Source organism: Lentzea sp. NPDC092896 (assembly GCF_044754905.1).
Lineage (GTDB): Bacteria > Actinomycetota > Actinomycetes > Mycobacteriales > Pseudonocardiaceae > Lentzea.
This window is the reverse complement of record NZ_JBIVPX010000004.1, coordinates 724,901-740,876: the sequence shown is the minus strand read 5'-3', so window position 1 is coordinate 740,876 and position 15,976 is coordinate 724,901. Positions and strand designations below refer to the sequence as shown.

15 protein-coding genes and 1 rRNA gene are annotated in these 15,976 nt (G+C 68.8%); 4 read left to right on the top strand and 12 right to left on the bottom strand.

Annotation, left to right across the window (positions count from 1 at the left end):
- Both ACIQF0_RS24485 and tyrS read right to left on the bottom strand, forming a co-directional pair.
- Window positions 1-291: ribosomal RNA gene (locus tag ACIQF0_RS24485) — 16S ribosomal RNA — on the bottom strand; the annotation flags it as partial.
- Window positions 292-868: 577 nt separating this feature from the next.
- Complete coding sequence (gene tyrS / locus ACIQF0_RS24480) at window positions 869-2,143, bottom strand: tyrosine--tRNA ligase (protein WP_401032789.1); 1,275 nt, start codon at window positions 2,141-2,143, stop codon at window positions 869-871.
- A gap of 112 nt (window positions 2,144-2,255) precedes the next feature.
- Here tyrS and ACIQF0_RS24475 point away from each other — a divergent pair, with 112 nt between their 5' ends.
- Window positions 2,256-2,657 (top strand): hypothetical protein, encoded by a 402-nt coding sequence (locus tag ACIQF0_RS24475; protein ID WP_401032834.1) that lies wholly within the window; start codon window positions 2,256-2,258, stop codon window positions 2,655-2,657.
- On the opposite strand, the gene ACIQF0_RS24470 is transcribed toward ACIQF0_RS24475, so the two are convergent.
- Complete coding sequence (locus tag ACIQF0_RS24470; RefSeq protein WP_401032788.1) at window positions 2,641-3,936, bottom strand: SMI1/KNR4 family protein; 1,296 nt, start codon at window positions 3,934-3,936, stop codon at window positions 2,641-2,643. The two genes, ACIQF0_RS24475 and ACIQF0_RS24470, sit on opposite strands and share 17 nt — an antisense overlap.
- Window positions 3,937-3,979: 43 nt before the next feature.
- Here ACIQF0_RS24470 and ACIQF0_RS24465 point away from each other — a divergent pair, with 43 nt between their 5' ends.
- Window positions 3,980-5,023, top strand: coding sequence for a toll/interleukin-1 receptor domain-containing protein (locus tag ACIQF0_RS24465; protein WP_401032786.1), 1,044 nt, complete (start codon window positions 3,980-3,982; stop codon window positions 5,021-5,023).
- Here the strand turns inward: ACIQF0_RS24465 and ACIQF0_RS24460 are convergent.
- From ACIQF0_RS24460 to argC, 9 genes are read right to left on the bottom strand one after another with little or no spacing between them, the layout of a single operon-like run.
- Complete coding sequence (locus ACIQF0_RS24460; RefSeq protein ID WP_401032784.1) at window positions 5,015-5,617, bottom strand: DNA-3-methyladenine glycosylase; 603 nt, start codon at window positions 5,615-5,617, stop codon at window positions 5,015-5,017. The genes ACIQF0_RS24465 and ACIQF0_RS24460 overlap by 9 nt on opposite strands.
- Window positions 5,607-6,998: an argininosuccinate lyase gene (gene argH, locus ACIQF0_RS24455; RefSeq protein ID WP_401032782.1), complete on the bottom strand. Its 1,392-nt coding sequence runs from the start codon at window positions 6,996-6,998 to the stop codon at window positions 5,607-5,609. Before argH ends, ACIQF0_RS24460 begins: the two co-directional genes overlap by 11 nt.
- A gap of 12 nt (window positions 6,999-7,010) precedes the next feature.
- Complete coding sequence (locus tag ACIQF0_RS24450) at window positions 7,011-7,277, bottom strand: argininosuccinate synthase (protein WP_396425839.1); 267 nt, start codon at window positions 7,275-7,277, stop codon at window positions 7,011-7,013.
- Window positions 7,270-7,755 (bottom strand): arginine repressor, encoded by a 486-nt coding sequence (locus ACIQF0_RS24445; protein WP_360046870.1) that lies wholly within the window; start codon window positions 7,753-7,755, stop codon window positions 7,270-7,272. The genes ACIQF0_RS24450 and ACIQF0_RS24445 overlap by 8 nt, the downstream gene beginning before the upstream one ends.
- Window positions 7,752-8,684: an ornithine carbamoyltransferase gene (argF, locus tag ACIQF0_RS24440; RefSeq protein WP_360046869.1), complete on the bottom strand. Its 933-nt coding sequence runs from the start codon at window positions 8,682-8,684 to the stop codon at window positions 7,752-7,754. Before argF ends, ACIQF0_RS24445 begins: the two co-directional genes overlap by 4 nt.
- Window positions 8,681-9,814 (bottom strand): acetylornithine transaminase, encoded by a 1,134-nt coding sequence (locus ACIQF0_RS24435; RefSeq protein ID WP_360046880.1) that lies wholly within the window; start codon window positions 9,812-9,814, stop codon window positions 8,681-8,683. The genes argF and ACIQF0_RS24435 overlap by 4 nt, the downstream gene beginning before the upstream one ends.
- A gap of 20 nt (window positions 9,815-9,834) precedes the next feature.
- Window positions 9,835-10,704 carry an acetylglutamate kinase gene (gene argB, locus ACIQF0_RS24430; protein WP_401032779.1) on the bottom strand — a complete coding sequence of 290 codons (870 nt, stop codon included), beginning with the start codon at window positions 10,702-10,704 and terminating at the stop codon, window positions 9,835-9,837.
- Window positions 10,701-11,873 (bottom strand): bifunctional glutamate N-acetyltransferase/amino-acid acetyltransferase ArgJ, encoded by a 1,173-nt coding sequence (argJ, locus tag ACIQF0_RS24425; protein ID WP_360046867.1) that lies wholly within the window; start codon window positions 11,871-11,873, stop codon window positions 10,701-10,703. The genes argB and argJ overlap by 4 nt, the downstream gene beginning before the upstream one ends.
- Window positions 11,870-12,883 (bottom strand): N-acetyl-gamma-glutamyl-phosphate reductase, encoded by a 1,014-nt coding sequence (gene argC, locus ACIQF0_RS24420; RefSeq protein ID WP_401032776.1) that lies wholly within the window; start codon window positions 12,881-12,883, stop codon window positions 11,870-11,872. Before argC ends, argJ begins: the two co-directional genes overlap by 4 nt.
- 117 nt (window positions 12,884-13,000) lie before the next feature.
- On the opposite strand from argC, the gene ACIQF0_RS24415 reads away from it, so the two are divergent.
- A complete protein-coding gene (locus ACIQF0_RS24415) occupies window positions 13,001-14,497 on the top strand; it encodes a sensor histidine kinase (RefSeq protein WP_401032774.1) in 1,497 nt (498 codons plus the stop codon).
- Window positions 14,494-15,966: a sensor histidine kinase gene (locus ACIQF0_RS24410; protein ID WP_401032772.1), complete on the top strand. Its 1,473-nt coding sequence runs from the start codon at window positions 14,494-14,496 to the stop codon at window positions 15,964-15,966. The genes ACIQF0_RS24415 and ACIQF0_RS24410 overlap by 4 nt, the downstream gene beginning before the upstream one ends.
- Window positions 15,967-15,976: the final 10 nt, after the last annotated feature.

The window sequence follows — 15,976 nt, the reverse complement described above, 5'->3', positions numbered from 1 at the left end:
CTCAGGCCGGCTACCCGTCGTCGCCTTGGTAGGCCATTACCCCACCAACAAGCTGATAGGCCGCGGGTCCATCCCATACCGCCGGAACTTTCCACCACCGATCATGCGATCAGTGGTCGTATCCGGTATTAGACCTCGTTTCCAAGGCTTATCCCAGAGTACAGGGCAGGTTACCCACGTGTTACTCACCCGTTCGCCGCTCGTGTACCCCGAAGGGCCTTACCGCTCGACTTGCATGTGTTAAGCACGCCGCCAGCGTTCGTCCTGAGCCAGGATCAAACTCTCCAATAAGGATTGTGTTTGATCGCTCCAGACGGAATATGTCTGGCATCAATCTAGTCTTGCCTCAAAGGAACTACCTCGACGAGGAGGTAATTCATATATTACTGGCTGTGTTTCGGCACGCTGTTGAGTTCTCAAAGAACACGCGCACACCGCAGCTAGTCTCACGGAGAGAGTCGCTTCCGGGGCTGTGTCGTAACTTAAGCTTTGTGGTTGAAACTTCCGACGCCCTTGGCCTCTGAGCTCAGAAGAGCTACCGGCTGGGTCTTCGTCGTTTCCAGATCACCCACTCTACCACAGTCCGTGGAAGCTTGGTTCGTGATCTGTGTCGCGCTCCGTTCCGGTGTTCCCGGCCCGTTCCTCGCTGACATGGAGAAAGTTACACGCACGCCAACGCAGGGTCAAATCGGGGGCATCACGGTCGCCTGCGGTTAAGAAACCGCAGGTCAACAGCCCCGTACAGGACCCATGAACAAGCTATCGCAGGCCCGATCCCCACACACTGTGACCGCGATCACATCCAGAAAGATCGAAGGCCGCCGGTCCCAGGTGGGATCGGCGGCCTTCTGCGACCAGAACGTGCAGGTCAGAGCTCTACGTGCACGCTCGCGTTGTTGCGCTTGCCGCGTCGAAGCACCAGCCACTTGCCGTGGAGCAGGTCCGAAGACGCCGGCTTCCACTCCTCGTCGGTCACCTTCGCGTTGTTCACGTAGGCGCCGCCCTCGTTGACCGTCCTCCGCGCGGCACCCCGGCTGTCCGCCAGGCCGGACGCGATCAGCAGGTCGACGATGGTGGGCTCGTCCGCCAGCCGCACCTGGCCCTTGGGCGCCTCCGCGAGTGCCGCTTCCAGCACCGACGCGTCCAGGTCACGCAGCTCGCCCCGGCCGAAGAGCGCCGACGACGCGAGGATGACCTGCTGCGTCGCGCGTTCGCCGTGGACCAGGTCGGTGAACTCCTGTGCGAGACGCTTCTGCGCGGCACGTTGGTGCGGCGCCTCCGCGGTCTGCTTCTCCAGCTCGTCCAGTTCCTCACGGGTGAGGAACGTGAACAGGCGCAGGTAGTTCAGCACCGTGACGTCGTCGGCGTTCACGAAGTACTGGTACCAGGCGTACGGCGACGTCATCTCCGGGTCGAGCCACAGGTTGCCGCCGCCGGTGGACTTGCCGAACTTGCGGCCCTCGGCGTCGGTGACCAGCGGCGCGGTCAGCGCGTGCACGTGCTTGCCCTCGACCCGGCGGATCAGGTCGACGCCGCCGACGATGTTGCCCCACTGGTCCGAGCCGCCGACCTGCAGCGCGGTGCCGTACTTGCGGTGCAGCTCGAGGTAGTCGTTCGACTGCAGCAGCAGGTAGCTGAACTCGGTGTACGACATGCCGTCGCCTTCGAGACGGCGCTTGACCGTCTCCCGCGACAGCATGACGTTGATCGAGAAGTGCTTGCCGACGTCGCGCAGGAACTCGAGCGCGCTGACCTGGCCCGTCCAGTTGAGGTTGTTCTCGACGACCGCGCCCGTGGGCGAGTCGTCGAAGTCGACGAACCTCTCCAGCTGGCCGCGGATGCGCTCGGCCCACTCGGCGACGGTGTCCAGCGAGTTCAGCGTGCGCTCACCGCTGTCGCGCGGGTCGCCGATCATGCCCGTGGCGCCACCCGCCATCACGATGGGCCGGTGCCCCGCCTTCTGGAAGCGCCGCAGCATGAGCAGCGGGACCATGTTGCCGGCGTGCAGCGACTTCGCCGTGGGGTCGAAACCGCAATAGAGCGTGAGCGGGCCGGCGTCCAGGTCCTTCCGGAGTGCGTCGAGGTCGGTGGACGTCGCGATCAGGCCGCGCCAGGACAGTTCGTCAAGGATGTGCTCGCTCACGGCACTCATTGTCGCCTACCTGGTCCAACGGGTTTCGACCCGGTGCTCCGACGGGTATGCCGCCCGCATGACGGACCCACGTGATGCGGAGTTACGCCGGCCGACCGAGCGCATGCCGCGCGTGAACGAGCCGGTTGTCGAGGAGCAGCAGGTCGTCGAGCGCGACGCCGACTACCGCAGGGTACGGACGGTGCGGACCGTCTGTGCGGTCATTGACGTCGTGTGCTGGACGTTCGCCATCGTGCTGTTGGTGCACATCTTCCTGGTGATCGCGGGTGCGAACGCCGGCAACGGGTTCTTCCAGTTCGTCGCGGGGTGGGCGGACGGCATCACCCTCGGCCTGGACGGTCTCTTCACGCCGGAGAACGCGTCCGTCGCCACCCTCCTCAACGAGGGCCTGGCCGCGCTGCTGTGGCTGGTCATCGGCGGTCTGCTGACCACGCTGATCACCCGCGTCGCGTTGCCCGTCGGACACCGTCGCGCCTGGTACCGCAGGACTACGGCCGTCCGCTGACGAGGCGGCGCGGCAACTCCACGCCAAGGCTCCCGGCCCAGTCGAGAGCCTTGGCGAGCGAGTGTTCGCCGGTGAGGGTCGCGGCGGCGGGGCGCACCGTGCACCGCCGCCACTGCTCCGCGTTCAGGGTCAGGTGATCCACCTGCGGCAGCGACTCGACGTCGACGTCCGCGCGTGACACGTCGAGGACGCGCAGGTTCGGCAGGGCGGGCAGTTCGACGCGCGCGCCTTCGACCTTGAGACGGGTCAACCGTTCGAACGCGGGCACGTCGACGCTTGTCGCGGTGACTTCGAGGCGTTCCAGTGCCAGATGCGCCAGTCCGTCGATCCGCAGACGTCCTCCGCTCAGTTTCAGGTCCCGCAGGTCCGCCATGCTCGCGAGCGGCGCCAGATCGGCGTCGCCCAGCTCGCGCAGGCCGAGCTCACGCAGCGTGGGGAACTCGCTCCCCAGGTACGCGACCACGTCGACCTCGTAGTCCGTGACGTCGTAGTGGCCCTTCATGCCGGACGACTCAATGCGTTCGGGCGAACGGTGCCATTCGGTCACGGAGTCCGCGAGGAGTTCGAGCGGGTAGCAGCCCAGAGAAGGCTGAATGACCTGGCCTAGGCGACCACGCGGGCCGGGAGCGAGGTCGACGCACAAGGCTTCGCCTGACGGATACCGCACGATCGGCACCCAGAGCGGGTGGTGTCCGACGAGCCGCACGGTGTCTCGCGGCGCGGTGTGCGGGATCGGCTCCGCCCAGTTGTCCGGGTCGTGCGCCAAGAAGGCTTCGTCGTCCAGAAGTTGTTGCCACACAGCAAGAATCTCGTCCGCGGGCAGCAGCACGTGGTCGCCGAACTCGGTGACACCGCTGCGGTACAACTCGTGCACCTCGGCCGGCAGCGGTACGCCGAGCTCGGCTTCGACGGCCGCCAACGGGCCGGTCGACGTCACTTCGGTGCGCTCGTACGGCGGGATGACGTGACGTGGCCGTGGTTCGAACACGACCGTGTAGCTCGGCGGCAGGGAGCCGGTGCTCTGATAGATGCCGTCGGTGAGTAGCGCCGTGAACGCCCCGTCCGGCTCGACTCGCATCTCCACGACCACGTTGCCGTCAGAACCGAGAGCGACCAACGACTTGAGGTGGCGCACGCGCTCGCTGTGTTCTGGCGGCTCGGACGTGACCCTGTGGTTCGTGTACCCGCTGTCGCAACTGGCGCGCAGCGTCAGGTAGTCCCATCCCGGCTTGGCCTCGGCGACGAGTTCGGCGGCCACCTCGGCCAGCAGCTTCTCCACGTACGTCCCCCCAGAACGTCGAATGGACCCGTACCTTGTCCCGGTGGCCGAGTACGAGTTCGACGTCGCCCCCTCGTTCGCCGAGCAGGACCGCGCGCAGGTCGAGCCGATCGTGCGGCGCTTGGAAGAGCTCGGCGTCAACGTCTACTACGACGAGGACCAGCTCGTCGCGCGGTGGGGCCGCAACCTGATCGAACACATCGCAGAGACGTTGACGGACAAGGTCCGGTACGTGCTGATGTTCACCTCACGGCACTACGTCGAGCACTCGCTGGCACGGCACGAACGCCAGACCGCCCAGACACGGGCGTTGGAGCAGCAGAACGAGTGTCTGCTGCCCATCAAACTCGACGACACCAAGGTGCCTGGTCTGCTGTCGAGCATCGGGTTCCTGGACCTGCGAGCGCACAGCACCGAGGTGATCGCGCAGTCCGTCGTGCAGAAGCTCGCGCAACACCGCGCCGAGTTCACGTCCACTACTCCGATCACGCCCAAGTCCGTGGACGCGCTGGTGCGGGAGAAACCGCGCGGCTGGGAGTACCTGCTCTACGCGACTGTTGTGGCGCAAGGACTTGCGGAGTTGCAGCAGAAGTACCGCGAGCACTTCCTGCGCTACTCGCCGCGCAACGGGACGGTCGAGCACGGCAACGGGATCGACCTGATCCGCGATCGCAACGTGTTGCTGAGCGAGATCATCAAGGTCGCGGTGGACTCGGTCTTCACGGCGGACACCCAGGAGGCCGCGTTCGGCAGGTCCGGCGAGGCGGGGGACGCGGACCAGATCGTGCACCTCGGCGAGCTGTTCGTGCGGACGTTCGACGAGATCCTCGACTGGGCGCGCGGCATCCACGGGACCAGTTACGCGAACGAGCAGGCCCGTGTCGCGGCGCGGGTGCAGGCGCGGTTCGCCGACCGGCAGCTGGAGGCGATGCACGGGGTGGCGCGGGATCTGCGCGAGGTGGCGGACACGCTGGTCGAGCGATTGACGGCCGGGGAGCGGATCGACATGACGGTGCCGCTGGTGTTCGAGGTGGAGCCTGCCCTGGAGCTCGAGTTCAAGGCCGCGCTGGACAGGCTGTCACGCTGACGAGCGGCGTTTGCCGCCTCTCTTGTAGGTCGACACGGCCGGAGAGTCGATCCAGAACCGCCACGGCACGTCCATCGCCACCGCGACACCGACGCGTGGGCCGGCGTGCACCTTCACCGCCGGTTCGCCTGCATAGAGACGCACGGGCGATTCAGCGGACGTCAGGTCGAGGCCGTTCTGCGTCCGGTCGAGCCCCAGGACCTTGCACAGCCGTGCGGGGCCCTTGGCCAGTTCGGCGGCGGAACGGGAGGCCGGGCGGCGCGAGAACGCGATGTCCTCACCTGCGACGACTTCGCCCGCGCGCAACAAGACCGCGCCTGGGACGCCGTCGGTCAGGGTGACGACGTTGGCGCAGAAGTGCATGCCGTAGACGAAGTAGACGTAGAGGAAGCCGGCCGGGCCGAACATGACCTCGTTGCGCGGGGTCCTGCCGCGGTAGCAGTGGGACGCCGGGTCGTCGCCGCCCCGGTAGGCCTCCACCTCGACGATGCGCACTCGCACGCCGTCGGCCTCCAGGAACGAACCGAGGAGGAGCCGGGACGCATCGACCGGGTCGATGGCCAGCTCCTCCCTGGTCAGCAGCCTAGAACTCACGTGCGGAGGCAGCTTTCGCCACGAGTGCGTCCAGCTGTTCGCGGACGCGGACGGGGGCCGTGCCGCCGTGGGCGTCGCGCGAGGCGATGGAGCCCTCGACGGTCAGCACCGAACGGACCTCGGAGGTCAGGGCGGGCGAGATCGCGAGGAACTCCTCGTCGGTCAGGTCCTCCAGGCCGACGCCGCGGGACTCGGCCGCGCGGACGCACGCACCGGCGGCCTCGTGGGCCACGCGGAACGGAACGCCTTGGCGCACAAGCCATTCCGCGATGTCGGTGGCCAGGGTGAAGCCCGCCGGAGCGAGAGAGGCCATGCGAGCGACGTCGAAGCGAAGCGTCGCCACCATGCCCGCGAAGGCCGGGAGCAGGAGCTCCAGCTGCTCGACCGAGTCGAACAGCGGTTCCTTGTCCTCCTGCAGGTCGCGGTTGTACGCGAGCGGCTGGGCCTTCAGCGTCGCCAGGAGTCCGGCGAGGTTGCCGATCAGACGGCCCGACTTGCCTCGCGCGAGTTCGGCGACGTCCGGGTTCTTCTTCTGCGGCATGATCGAGCTGCCGGTGGACCAGGCGTCGTCGAGCACCGCGAAGCGGAACTCGGCGGTGGTCCAGATGATGATCTCCTCGGCCACCCGGGAGAGGTTCACGCTGATCATGGCCAGCACGAACGCGATCTCGGCGGCGAAGTCGCGGGACGCGGTGCCGTCGATCGAGTTCTCCACCGGGGCGTAGAAGCCCAGGTCAGCGGCCACCTTCGCGGGATCCAGCCCCAACGAGGATCCCGCGAGAGCGCCGGAGCCGTAGGGGGAGAACCCGGCGCGCTTGTCCCAGTCGTGCAGGCGGTCGACGTCACGCAGCAACGCGTGGGCGTGCGCGAGAAGGTGGTGCGAGAGCAGCACGGGCTGTGCGGACTGCAGGTGCGTGCGGCCCGGCATGACGGCACCGAAGTGCGTCTCGGACTGCGCGGCCAGCGCGTCCACCACGTCCAGAACGCCGGCGGAAACCCGGCGAGCCGCGTCGCGCAGCCACATGCGGAACAGGGTGGCGACCTGGTCGTTGCGGGAACGGCCGGCGCGCAGCTTGCCGCCCAGCTCGGTGCCGGCGCGGTCGATCAGGCCGCGCTCCAACGCCGTGTGGACGTCCTCGTCCTCCAGCACCGGGGTGAAGGCGCCGGACTCGACGTCGGCGAGCAGCTCGTCGAGCGCCTTCTGCATGCCGGCGAGTTCGTCGTCCGACAGCAGTCCCGCGGCGTGCAGCACACGGGCGTGCGCGCGCGAGCCCGCGATGTCGTACGGCGCGAGCCGCCAGTCGAAGTGCGTCGACAGCGACAACCGTGCCATCGCCTCGGCCGGTCCCGACTCGAACCGGCCACCCCACAAAGAACTCATCACACGCAACTTTCAGCTAGCGAAGTCGTAAAGCGATTCTTCCGAACGGGCCACCAGCCCGACCACGCGCCCCTCGTACAGCGCGACGTCGACCTCGCCGGAACCCGAGGTCAGTGCCATCCGTGCGACCCGCACCGCGACCGATCCCAGACTGGACCGCACGACGCCGGCACGGAAGTTGAGCTCGCGGACGGCCTCGGCGACGGAGACGGTCTCGCCGTCCACCGCCACCACGACACCCGCGTCGAACGTCAGAACGGCGTGCACGGGCTCATTCATCGACGTGACCAGCGGCCAGCGAGGTGATCCGGTCGGCGAGCTCGGAGCCGGTCATCGGCTCGCGGGCCACGACGAGGATCGTGTCGTCACCCGCGATCGTGCCGACGACCTCGTGCAACGCCGCGCGGTCCAGCGCGGACGCCAGGAACTGCGCGGCGCCGGGAGGAGTGCGCAGCACGGCGAGGTTGCCGGAGAAGTCCGTGGACACCAGCAGTTCGCCCAGCACGCGGACCAGGCGCGTCGTTCCGCCCTGGACGCCGCGCACGGGGCTGCCGTCCTCGGGGATCACGTAGACCGGCGCACCGCCGTCAGGGCCGCGCAGCTTGACCGCGCCGAGCTCGTCGAGGTCGCGCGACAACGTGGCCTGCGTGACGTCGATGCCTTCCGACGCAAGCAGTTTCGCGAGCTCGGACTGGCTGCGGACGGCACGCTGCGCCACCATCTCGACGATGCGGCCCTGACGGGCGGTGCGAGTCATGACGACTGCTCCAGCAACCACACGAGCAACGCCTTCTGCGCGTGCAGCCTGTTCTCGGCCTCCTGCCACACCAGCGACTGCGGGCCGTCGAGCACGTCGTCGGTGATCTCCCAGCCGCGGTGCGCCGGCAGGCAGTGCAGCACCGTCGAGTCGGGCTTGCCCGTGGCCTCCAACAACGACGCGTTCACCTGGTACGGGCGGAACGGGCCGACGCGGTCCTTGCCGTCGTTCTCCTGCCCCATCGACGTCCACGTGTCGGTGACCAGCACGTCCGAACCGTCGACGGAAGCGAGCGGGTCGCTGATCAACGCCACCGAACCACCGGTCTCGGCGGCACGCTTCTTGGCGTCCTCCAGGAACTGCGGGTTCGGCACGAACCCGGCGGGCGCGCCGATCCGCACGTGCATGCCGGCCGTGGCCCCGCCGAGCAGCAACGAGTGCGCCATGTTGTTGGCGCCGTCGCCCAGGTACGTCAGCGTCAGACCGGCCAACCGGCCATAACGGCGGCGGATCGTCTGCAGGTCCGCGAGCACCTGGCACGGGTGGAACTCGTCGGTCAGCGCGTTCACCACGGGAACGCGCGACACGGACGCCATCGCCTCCATGCGCGCCTGGGCGAACGTCCGCCACACGACCGCGTCGACGTATCCGGACAGGATCCGCGAGGTGTCCTCGATGGTCTCCTCGCGGCCCAGTTGCATCGACCGGCCGTCGATGATCACCGGGTTGCCGCCGAGCTGGGCGATGCCGACCTCGAACGACAACCGGGTGCGCGTGGAGTTCTTCTCGAAGATCACCGCGACGGACTTGGGTCCCGCCAACGGCTTCGCGGAGAAACGGTCCGCCTTGTAGGTGTCCGCGAGGTCGAGCACCGCGGCCTGTTCCGAAGTGGACAGGTCGTCGTCGCGCAGGAAGTGCCGCAAAGTCACTGCGTCTCCTCGAAGAAGGTGGGAAGCGCGGCGACGAAGGCCTGCGCGTCGGACTCTTCCAGAACCAGGGGCGGGGCGAGCCGCAGCACGTCGGGCTGGATCGGGTTGATCAGGTAACCGGCCTTCTGCGCGGCCGCCGCGGCCTTCGCCGAGACCGCCTCGCGCAGCGTGATGCCGAGCAGCAGGCCGGCTCCCCGCACACCGGAGATCGCGGGGTGGTGCAACGCCTCCACCCCCGCGGCGATCTCCTTGCCCACGGACGAGGCGTGCTCCAGCAGGCCTTCCGAGGCGATCGTGTCGAGCACCGCGAGTCCGGCGGCGCAGCACACCGGGTTGCCGCCGTAGGTGGTGCCGTGGTGGCCGGGCTTGAACAGCTCCGCCGCCGCGCCGAAGCCGATCGTCGCGCCGAGCGGCAGGCCACCGCCGATGCCCTTGGCCAGCGTCATGATGTCCGGCACGATCCCGGCCTGCTGGAACGCGAACCAGGTGCCGAGGCGGCCGACGCCGGTCTGCACCTCGTCGAGGATGAACAGCGCGCCGTGCTCGGCGGTGATCCGGCGGACCTCCTGCAGGTAGCCGGCGGGCGGCACCATGACGCCCTGCTCTCCCTGGATCGGCTCGACGATGAACGCCGCCGTGTCGTCGTCGATCGCGGCCTCAAGCGCTGCCACGTCACCGAACGGGACGTGCGAGACACCGGGCACGAGCGGTTCGAACGGCGCGCGCTTGGGCTCCTGGCCGGTGAGCGTCAGCGCGCCCATCGTGCGGCCGTGGAACCCGCCGAGCGTGGAGACGATCTTGGTGCGGCCGGTGAGGCGTGCCATCTTCAGCGCGGCCTCGTTGGCCTCGGCGCCGGAGTTGCAGAAGAAGACCTTGCCGGGCTCCCCCGCGATGTCCAGCAGGCGTTCGGCGAGCTTCAGCGCGGGCTCGTTCACGTACAGGTTGCCGGTGTGGCCGAGCTTCGCGATCTGCGTCGAGACCGCCTCGACGATCGCCGGGTGCGCGTGACCGAGAGCGTTGACCGCGAGACCCGTCAGCAGGTCGACGTAACGGTTTCCGTCCGCGTCCCAGACGTGCGCGCCCTCACCGCGTTCCAGCTGCAGCGAAGGTGTGCCGTAGTTGTCCATCATGGACTGTTGCCACCGCGTGGTCACTTGTCCCCCAAGACCATGGTTCCGACACCTTCAGTGGTGAAGACTTCGAGCAGAACGCTGTGGGCCAGCCTGCCGTCGATCACGTGCGCCTGCGGAACACCGCCGCGCACCGCGCGCAGGCAGGCCTCCATCTTCGGCACCATGCCGCTTTCCAGGTCCGGCAGGATCTTCTCCAGCTCCGCGGCACGGATCTGGTTCAGCAGCGACGAGCGGTCCGGCCAGTTCGCGTACAGGCCCTCGACGTCGGTCAGCACGACGAGCTTCTCCGCGCCGAGAGCGACCGCGAGAGCACCTGCCGCCGTGTCCGCGTTCACGTTGTGCGGCACGCCGTGGATGTCCGGCGCGACCGACGACACGACCGGGATGCGGCCCGCGCGCACGATGTCGAGCACCGCGTCCGGGTTGACCTCGGTAATGTCGCCGACGAGACCGATGTCGACCTCTTCGCCGTCCACGATCGCACCGCGGCGGGTGGCCGTGAACAGGTGCGCGTCCTCGCCGGAGATGCCGACGGCGTAAGGACCGTGCTGGTTGATCAGGCCGACGAGCTCACGCCCGACCTGCCCGACCAGGACCATCCGCACGACGTCCATGGCCTCCGGCGTCGTGACGCGCAGGCCGCCGCGGAACTCGCTGTGGATGCCCAGCTTGTCCAGCATCGACTTGATCTGCGGGCCGCCGCCGTGCACGACGACCGGGCGCAGGCCGCACAGCCGCAGGAACACCATGTCCTCGGCGAACGCCTTCTTCAGCTCGTCGTCGACCATGGCGTTGCCGCCGTACTTGACGACCACCAGCGCGCCGCGGAAACGCTCCAGCCACGGCAGCGCTTCTACGAGGACCGCCGCTTTTTCTTGTGCGTTCATGAGGAGTAGGCGCTGTTCTCTTCGACGTAGTCGTGGGACAGGTCCGTGGTCAGCACGGTGGCTTCGGCGTCACCGACGTTGAGGTCGATGACGATCTCGACGTCACGGCCCGACAGGTCGGCTTCGCTGCGGTCGCGGTCGCGGGTCCCGTTGCGGTAGAGCGACACTCCGTTGATCAGGATCTGGAGCACGTCCGGGTCGATCTCGGCGTCCGCGCGGCCCAGCGCCATCGCGATGCGGCCCCAGTTCGGGTCGCTGCCGAAGAGCGCGGTCTTCACGAGGTTGTCCTCGGCGACCGTCCGTCCGATGTGGACGGCCTCGGCCTCGGTGGCGGCCTGCCTGACGGTGATGCTGATTTCCTTCGTCACGCCCTCGGCGTCGCCCTGCAGCTGCTTGACCAGGTCGCCCGCGACCTCGGTCAGCAGCGCGGTGAAGTCCTCGAACGTGGGCTCGACCCCCGAAGCACCCGAGGCCAGCACCAGCACGGTGTCGTTGGTGGACGTGCCGCCGTCGACGTCGAGCCGGTCGAACGTCCTGGAGGTGGCCAGGCGCAACGCCTTGTCCAGCGAGTCGCCGGAGATCTTGGCGTCGGTGGTGATGACCGACAGCATCGTGGCCATGTTCGGCGCGAGCATGCCCGCGCCCTTCACGAACCCGCCGACGGACCAACCGGCGTCCGAGGCCTTCCACGACTGCTTCGGGCGGCTGTCGGTGGTCATCACGCCGGTGGCGGCGTTGAGCCCGGCCTCCACCGAGGAGTCCAGCTCCTTCGCGACGTTCTCGACACCGGTGAGGATCTTGTCCATCGGCAGGCGCTCGCCGATCAGGCCGGTCGAGCAGACCGCGACGTCGACGGCGCCGGTGCCGAGCACCTCGGCGACCTTCTCCGCGGTGGCGTGGGTGTCCTGGAAGCCCTCGGGGCCGGTGCACGCGTTGGCACCGCCGGAGTTGAGCACGACCGCGGTCAGTCGCCGGGACCCGATCACCTGCTGCGACCACAACACCGGCGCGGCCTTCACCTTGTTCGTGGTGAAGACACCCGCGGCGGCGTCGGAAGGCCCGTCGTTGACGACGAGCGTGAGGTCGAGAGCGCCGGATTCCTTGATTCCGGCGGCGATCCCGGCGGCCCGGAAGCCCTGGGGGCCGGTGACGCCCTTGTTGCGGTTCACGGAGCGACTCCAACGGTCGAGAGGCCGGTCGTTTCCGGCAGTCCGAGAGCGAGGTTCATGCACTGGACAGCGGCACCGGCGGTGCCCTTGGCCAGGTTGTCGACGGCGGCCACGACCACGAGCCGGCCCAGGTCCTCGTCGACGGTGACTTGCAGCTGGACGGCGTTCGAACCGAGAACGGCGTTCGTCGTCGGCCAGAGACCTTCGGGCAGGAGGTGCACGAACGGCTCGTCCGCGTACGCCTTCTCGTAGGTCTCGCGAACGTTTGCAGTGTCTTTGAGCTGCGCCGAGCAGGTCGCGAGGATGCCCCGCGACATCGGCGCGAGCACCGGCGTGAAGCTGACCTTGATCGGACGACCGGCCGCCGCGCTCAGGTTCTGCGTGATCTCGGGCGTGTGCCGGTGCGCGCCACCGACGCCGTACGCGCTCGCGGAGCCCATCACCTCGGAACCGAGCAGGTTCGTCTTCAGCGACTTGCCTGCGCCGGACGTGCCGGACACGGCGACGATGACGACCTCGTCCTCGATCAGGTCCACGGCCGGAGCCAACGCCAGCGAGGACACCGTCGGGTAGCAGCCCGGAACGGCCACGCGGCGTGCGCCGACGAGCGCGTCCCGCCCGTTGGGAAGCTCGGGAAGTCCGTACGGCCAGGTGCCCGCGTGCTCGCCGCCGTACCACCGCTTCCAGTCGTCGGCGCTGGTCAGCCGGTGGTCGGCACCGCAGTCGATCACGACCGTGTCGTCGCCGAGTTGCTCGGCCAGCGCGGCTGAGTGACCGTGGGGAAGTGCGAGGAACACCACGTCGTGGCCCTGGAGGGTGTCGACTGTGGTGTCTTGTAGCTGTCGGTCCGCGAGCGGCAGGAGGTGCGGCTGGTGCTTGAGCAGCCTGTCGCCGGCGCTGCTGTTGGCCGTCAGCGCGCCGATCTCGATGTCCGGATGGCCGAGTAGCAGGCGGAGCAGCTCGCCACCCGCGTACCCGCTGGCGCCCGCGACCGCGATCCTCACTGTCATGCGCATGATTATGCACGGTCATGCAAACTCACTCAACAGGAGCGTGGCCACCTGGCCACCCGATCGGGGCCACCTGGCGCTGTGGGGCGCTCACAGCGGTCGACGATGATGATCCGCGTGAACGTGAAGGTGCGCGACGGGTTGTGGGCGGCGGGTGCCTTCCTGTTGGCGCTGGTGACGCTGTTCGCGCCGCTCGGCAGGCCTGTGCACTGGTCGTTGATCGTGGCGTCCGCGCTGTGGGCGGCCGCGTTGGTGCCGATCAGCGCGCGCTGGCCGAGGTGGGCGATCGTGCTCACCGCACCCCTCAACGGCGTCAACAACCTGCTCGCCATCGCCCCGACGTCGCTCGTGGTCTTCCGCGCCGCCCGATCCATCCGTTCGCAAGGGCAGCTGTGGGCACTGGTCGGCCTCACCGCGGTGCTGCAGGCGGCGTTTGGCGGGCTGCACTCGTGGCTGGCCGGGGACAGCTTCACCGAGTACCTGCTCGGCACGCTGTTCTCGGTCTTCTTCCTGCTGATCTTCCCCGCCGTGTCCGGGGCGCTCATCGGGCGGCGCAAGCCGTTGACGCAGGTCCTGATGGAGCGCAACGACTACTTGGAGCACGCGCGCGCATTGACCGCGAGCACCGCGAGGTCGGCCACGCGCGCACACATCGCGAGCGAGATGCACGACATGCTCAGCCACCGGCTCCGGCAGCTGACCGCGCACGCGGGCGCGCTGGAGCAGTCCGCCGCCGAGCAAGCTCCTGAACTACGCGAACAGGTCGAGCTGATCCGCAAGACGTCCGCGGTCGCGATGGAGGAACTGCGGGAGATCCTCGGCGTCCTCGGTGCGTCCACCGAACACGCCGAAGACGCCGGCACGCGCGCGGACGTCGAACGGATCGTGGCCGCGTCTGCCGCGGCGGGCCTCTCCGTTCACCTCGACTGGACGGGCTCCGACCTCGCCGATGCCGACGCACGGCTGCGCAGAGCGGTGCATCGGGTCGTGCGTGAAGCACTTACGAACGTGCACAAGCACGCGCCATCAGCCCGCACGCTCGTGTCCGTGGCGGTCGCCGACCGGGTGCGGGTCGAGGTCGTCAACGGTCCCAGCGGCGAGCCCCGGGGTGCCGGTACGCGCCGCGGTCTCATCGGTCTGGAGGAACGGGTCGGGTTGATCGGCGGGTCCTTCCTCGCCGAGGTGCCCACCGGCGCGGGGTTCCGGGTGACGGCCACCCTGCCTCTGCACCCGGTCGTGCAGGAGGAGACCGGGGCCGCGGGTGCCGTGACGGAGGCGCCGCCGCCGATCACCGCCGAGATCCTGACCGTGCCGCGCGTGGTCGGCAGCGGGTGCCTGGCCATGCTCTCGCTGGTCCCTGCTCTCGGCACGGCGTTCGTGCTGCTCATCGTCGCGATCTTCGGCCGCGGCGAGATCACCCGGCAGGAGTTCGACGCGTTCCAGCCGTCGGTGACGCACGAGCAGGAGATCACCGAGACGTACGGCTTCGGTGTGCTCTCGGAGCACGGCGGCTGCTTCCGCTACCACGTGAAGGACACCACCGACCGCGACTTCGAGCTCTGCTTCGACCGGCAGTCGGGTCTGATGACCTCGAAGAAGGAGCTCGCCCGATGAGGTTCGTCTGGCCCGCGCTCGCGTTCCTGGTGGGCCTGGTGCCGCTGATCGCCCCGCTGGCACCGGTCCCCCACTCGGCGCTGACGGTCGCCACGGCGTTGTGGATCGCGGCGCTCGTGTGGCTCGCCCCGCGCAAACCCGAGTGGGCGCTGCTGCTGACTGCTCCGCTCTTCGCGGTCAACAACCTGTGGGCGCAGGCCATCACGACGTTCGTGGTCTTCACCGCGTGCCGCCGCATCCCACGCCTGGGCCGGTTGTGGGCGCTGCTCGGGACAATGACGGTGCTGCAGAGCGTCTTCAGCATGTTCCAGGAGAGCTATCGGAGCATGCCGCTCTGGGAGGCGTTGGCCGGCTCGGTCATCGGCTCGGTGTTCTTCGTGCTCTTCCCCGCCGTGTCGGGCATGCTGCTCGGCCGCCGCAGGCCGATGGTCCGGCTGTTGCAGGAGCGCAACGAGTACCTCGAACGCGCCCGTGCGCTGACCGCCGCGTCGGCCCGTTCCGAGGAACGCGCGCACATCGCCGGCGAGATGCACGACATGCTCGGGCACCGGCTCAGCCTGATCTCCATCCACGCCGGGGCGCTGGAGCTGACCACGGCCCGCAAGGCCCCGCAGCTGCACGAGCAGGCCGAGCTGATCCGCACCACGTCGTCGCTCGCGATGGCCGAGCTGCGCGAGATCCTCGGCGTGCTGCGGACGAACCCCGAACCCGAGTCGCTCGACGAGGACACCGGCACCCGTTCCGACATCGCCGCGCTGGTCGAGGGTTCCGGGCTGGGCGCGTCGCTCGACTGGTCCGGCGAAGACCTGCACGGCGCCGATCCCCGCACGCGCCGCGCGGTACACCGGGTCGTCCGCGAGGCCCTGACCAACGTCGCCAAGCACGCTCCGGCCGCCCGCACGCGGGTGCAGGTCGCGGTCCAGGGCGGCAGGGCCCGCATCCAGGTGCTGAACGGGCCGACCGCGGCCGCGCAGGGCAAGGGCACCCGGCGCGGCCTGATCGGCCTGGAGGAACGGGTCGGGCTGCTCGGTGGCTCGTTCAGCGCGGGCCAGCCGGTCGAGGGCGGTTTCCGGGTGGCGGCGGACGTGCCGCTGACCCCGCCCGCCCAGGCGGACCAGGCCACCGCCGAGGTCACCGAGGTGCCGCCCCCGCTCGCCGCCGAGGTGCTGACCGTGCCGCGGGTGGTGGGCGGCGGTTGTCTCGGGCTGCTGGCGCTGCTGCCGATCGCCGGTGCGCTGTTCGTGCTGCTGCTCTTCGCGTTGCTCAACCCGACGCAGATGAACGCGCCGTACTTCGACTCGCTGAGGGTGGGCGTCACCGACGAAGGGGACATCTACGAGGAGTTCGGCGTCGGCCAGCTCGGCGTGGACGGCTGCTCGCGGTTCAGGACGTCGCACAACCCGGACCTGCAGTACAAGCTGTGCTTCCGCGACGGCAAGTTGGCTTCGAAGGAGCAGGAGCGCCCGTAGGGTGGCTCGC

Coding starts and splice junctions, on each gene's coding strand:
- ACIQF0_RS24435 (WP_360046880.1), bottom strand. CDS start 9,814: ATGATGGACAACTACGGCACACCTTCGCTGCAGCTGGAACGCGGTGAG.
- argC (WP_401032776.1), bottom strand. CDS start 12,883: ATGACAGTGAGGATCGCGGTCGCGGGCGCCAGCGGGTACGCGGGTGGC.
- ACIQF0_RS24475 (WP_401032834.1), top strand. CDS start 2,256: ATGCCGCGCGTGAACGAGCCGGTTGTCGAGGAGCAGCAGGTCGTCGAG.
- argB (WP_401032779.1), bottom strand. CDS start 10,704: ATGAACGCACAAGAAAAAGCGGCGGTCCTCGTAGAAGCGCTGCCGTGG.
- ACIQF0_RS24445 (WP_360046870.1), bottom strand. CDS start 7,755: ATGACTCGCACCGCCCGTCAGGGCCGCATCGTCGAGATGGTGGCGCAG.
- ACIQF0_RS24410 (WP_401032772.1), top strand. CDS start 14,494: ATGAGGTTCGTCTGGCCCGCGCTCGCGTTCCTGGTGGGCCTGGTGCCG.
- argH (WP_401032782.1), bottom strand. CDS start 6,998: ATGAGTTCTTTGTGGGGTGGCCGGTTCGAGTCGGGACCGGCCGAGGCG.
- ACIQF0_RS24450 (WP_396425839.1), bottom strand. CDS start 7,277: ATGAATGAGCCCGTGCACGCCGTTCTGACGTTCGACGCGGGTGTCGTG.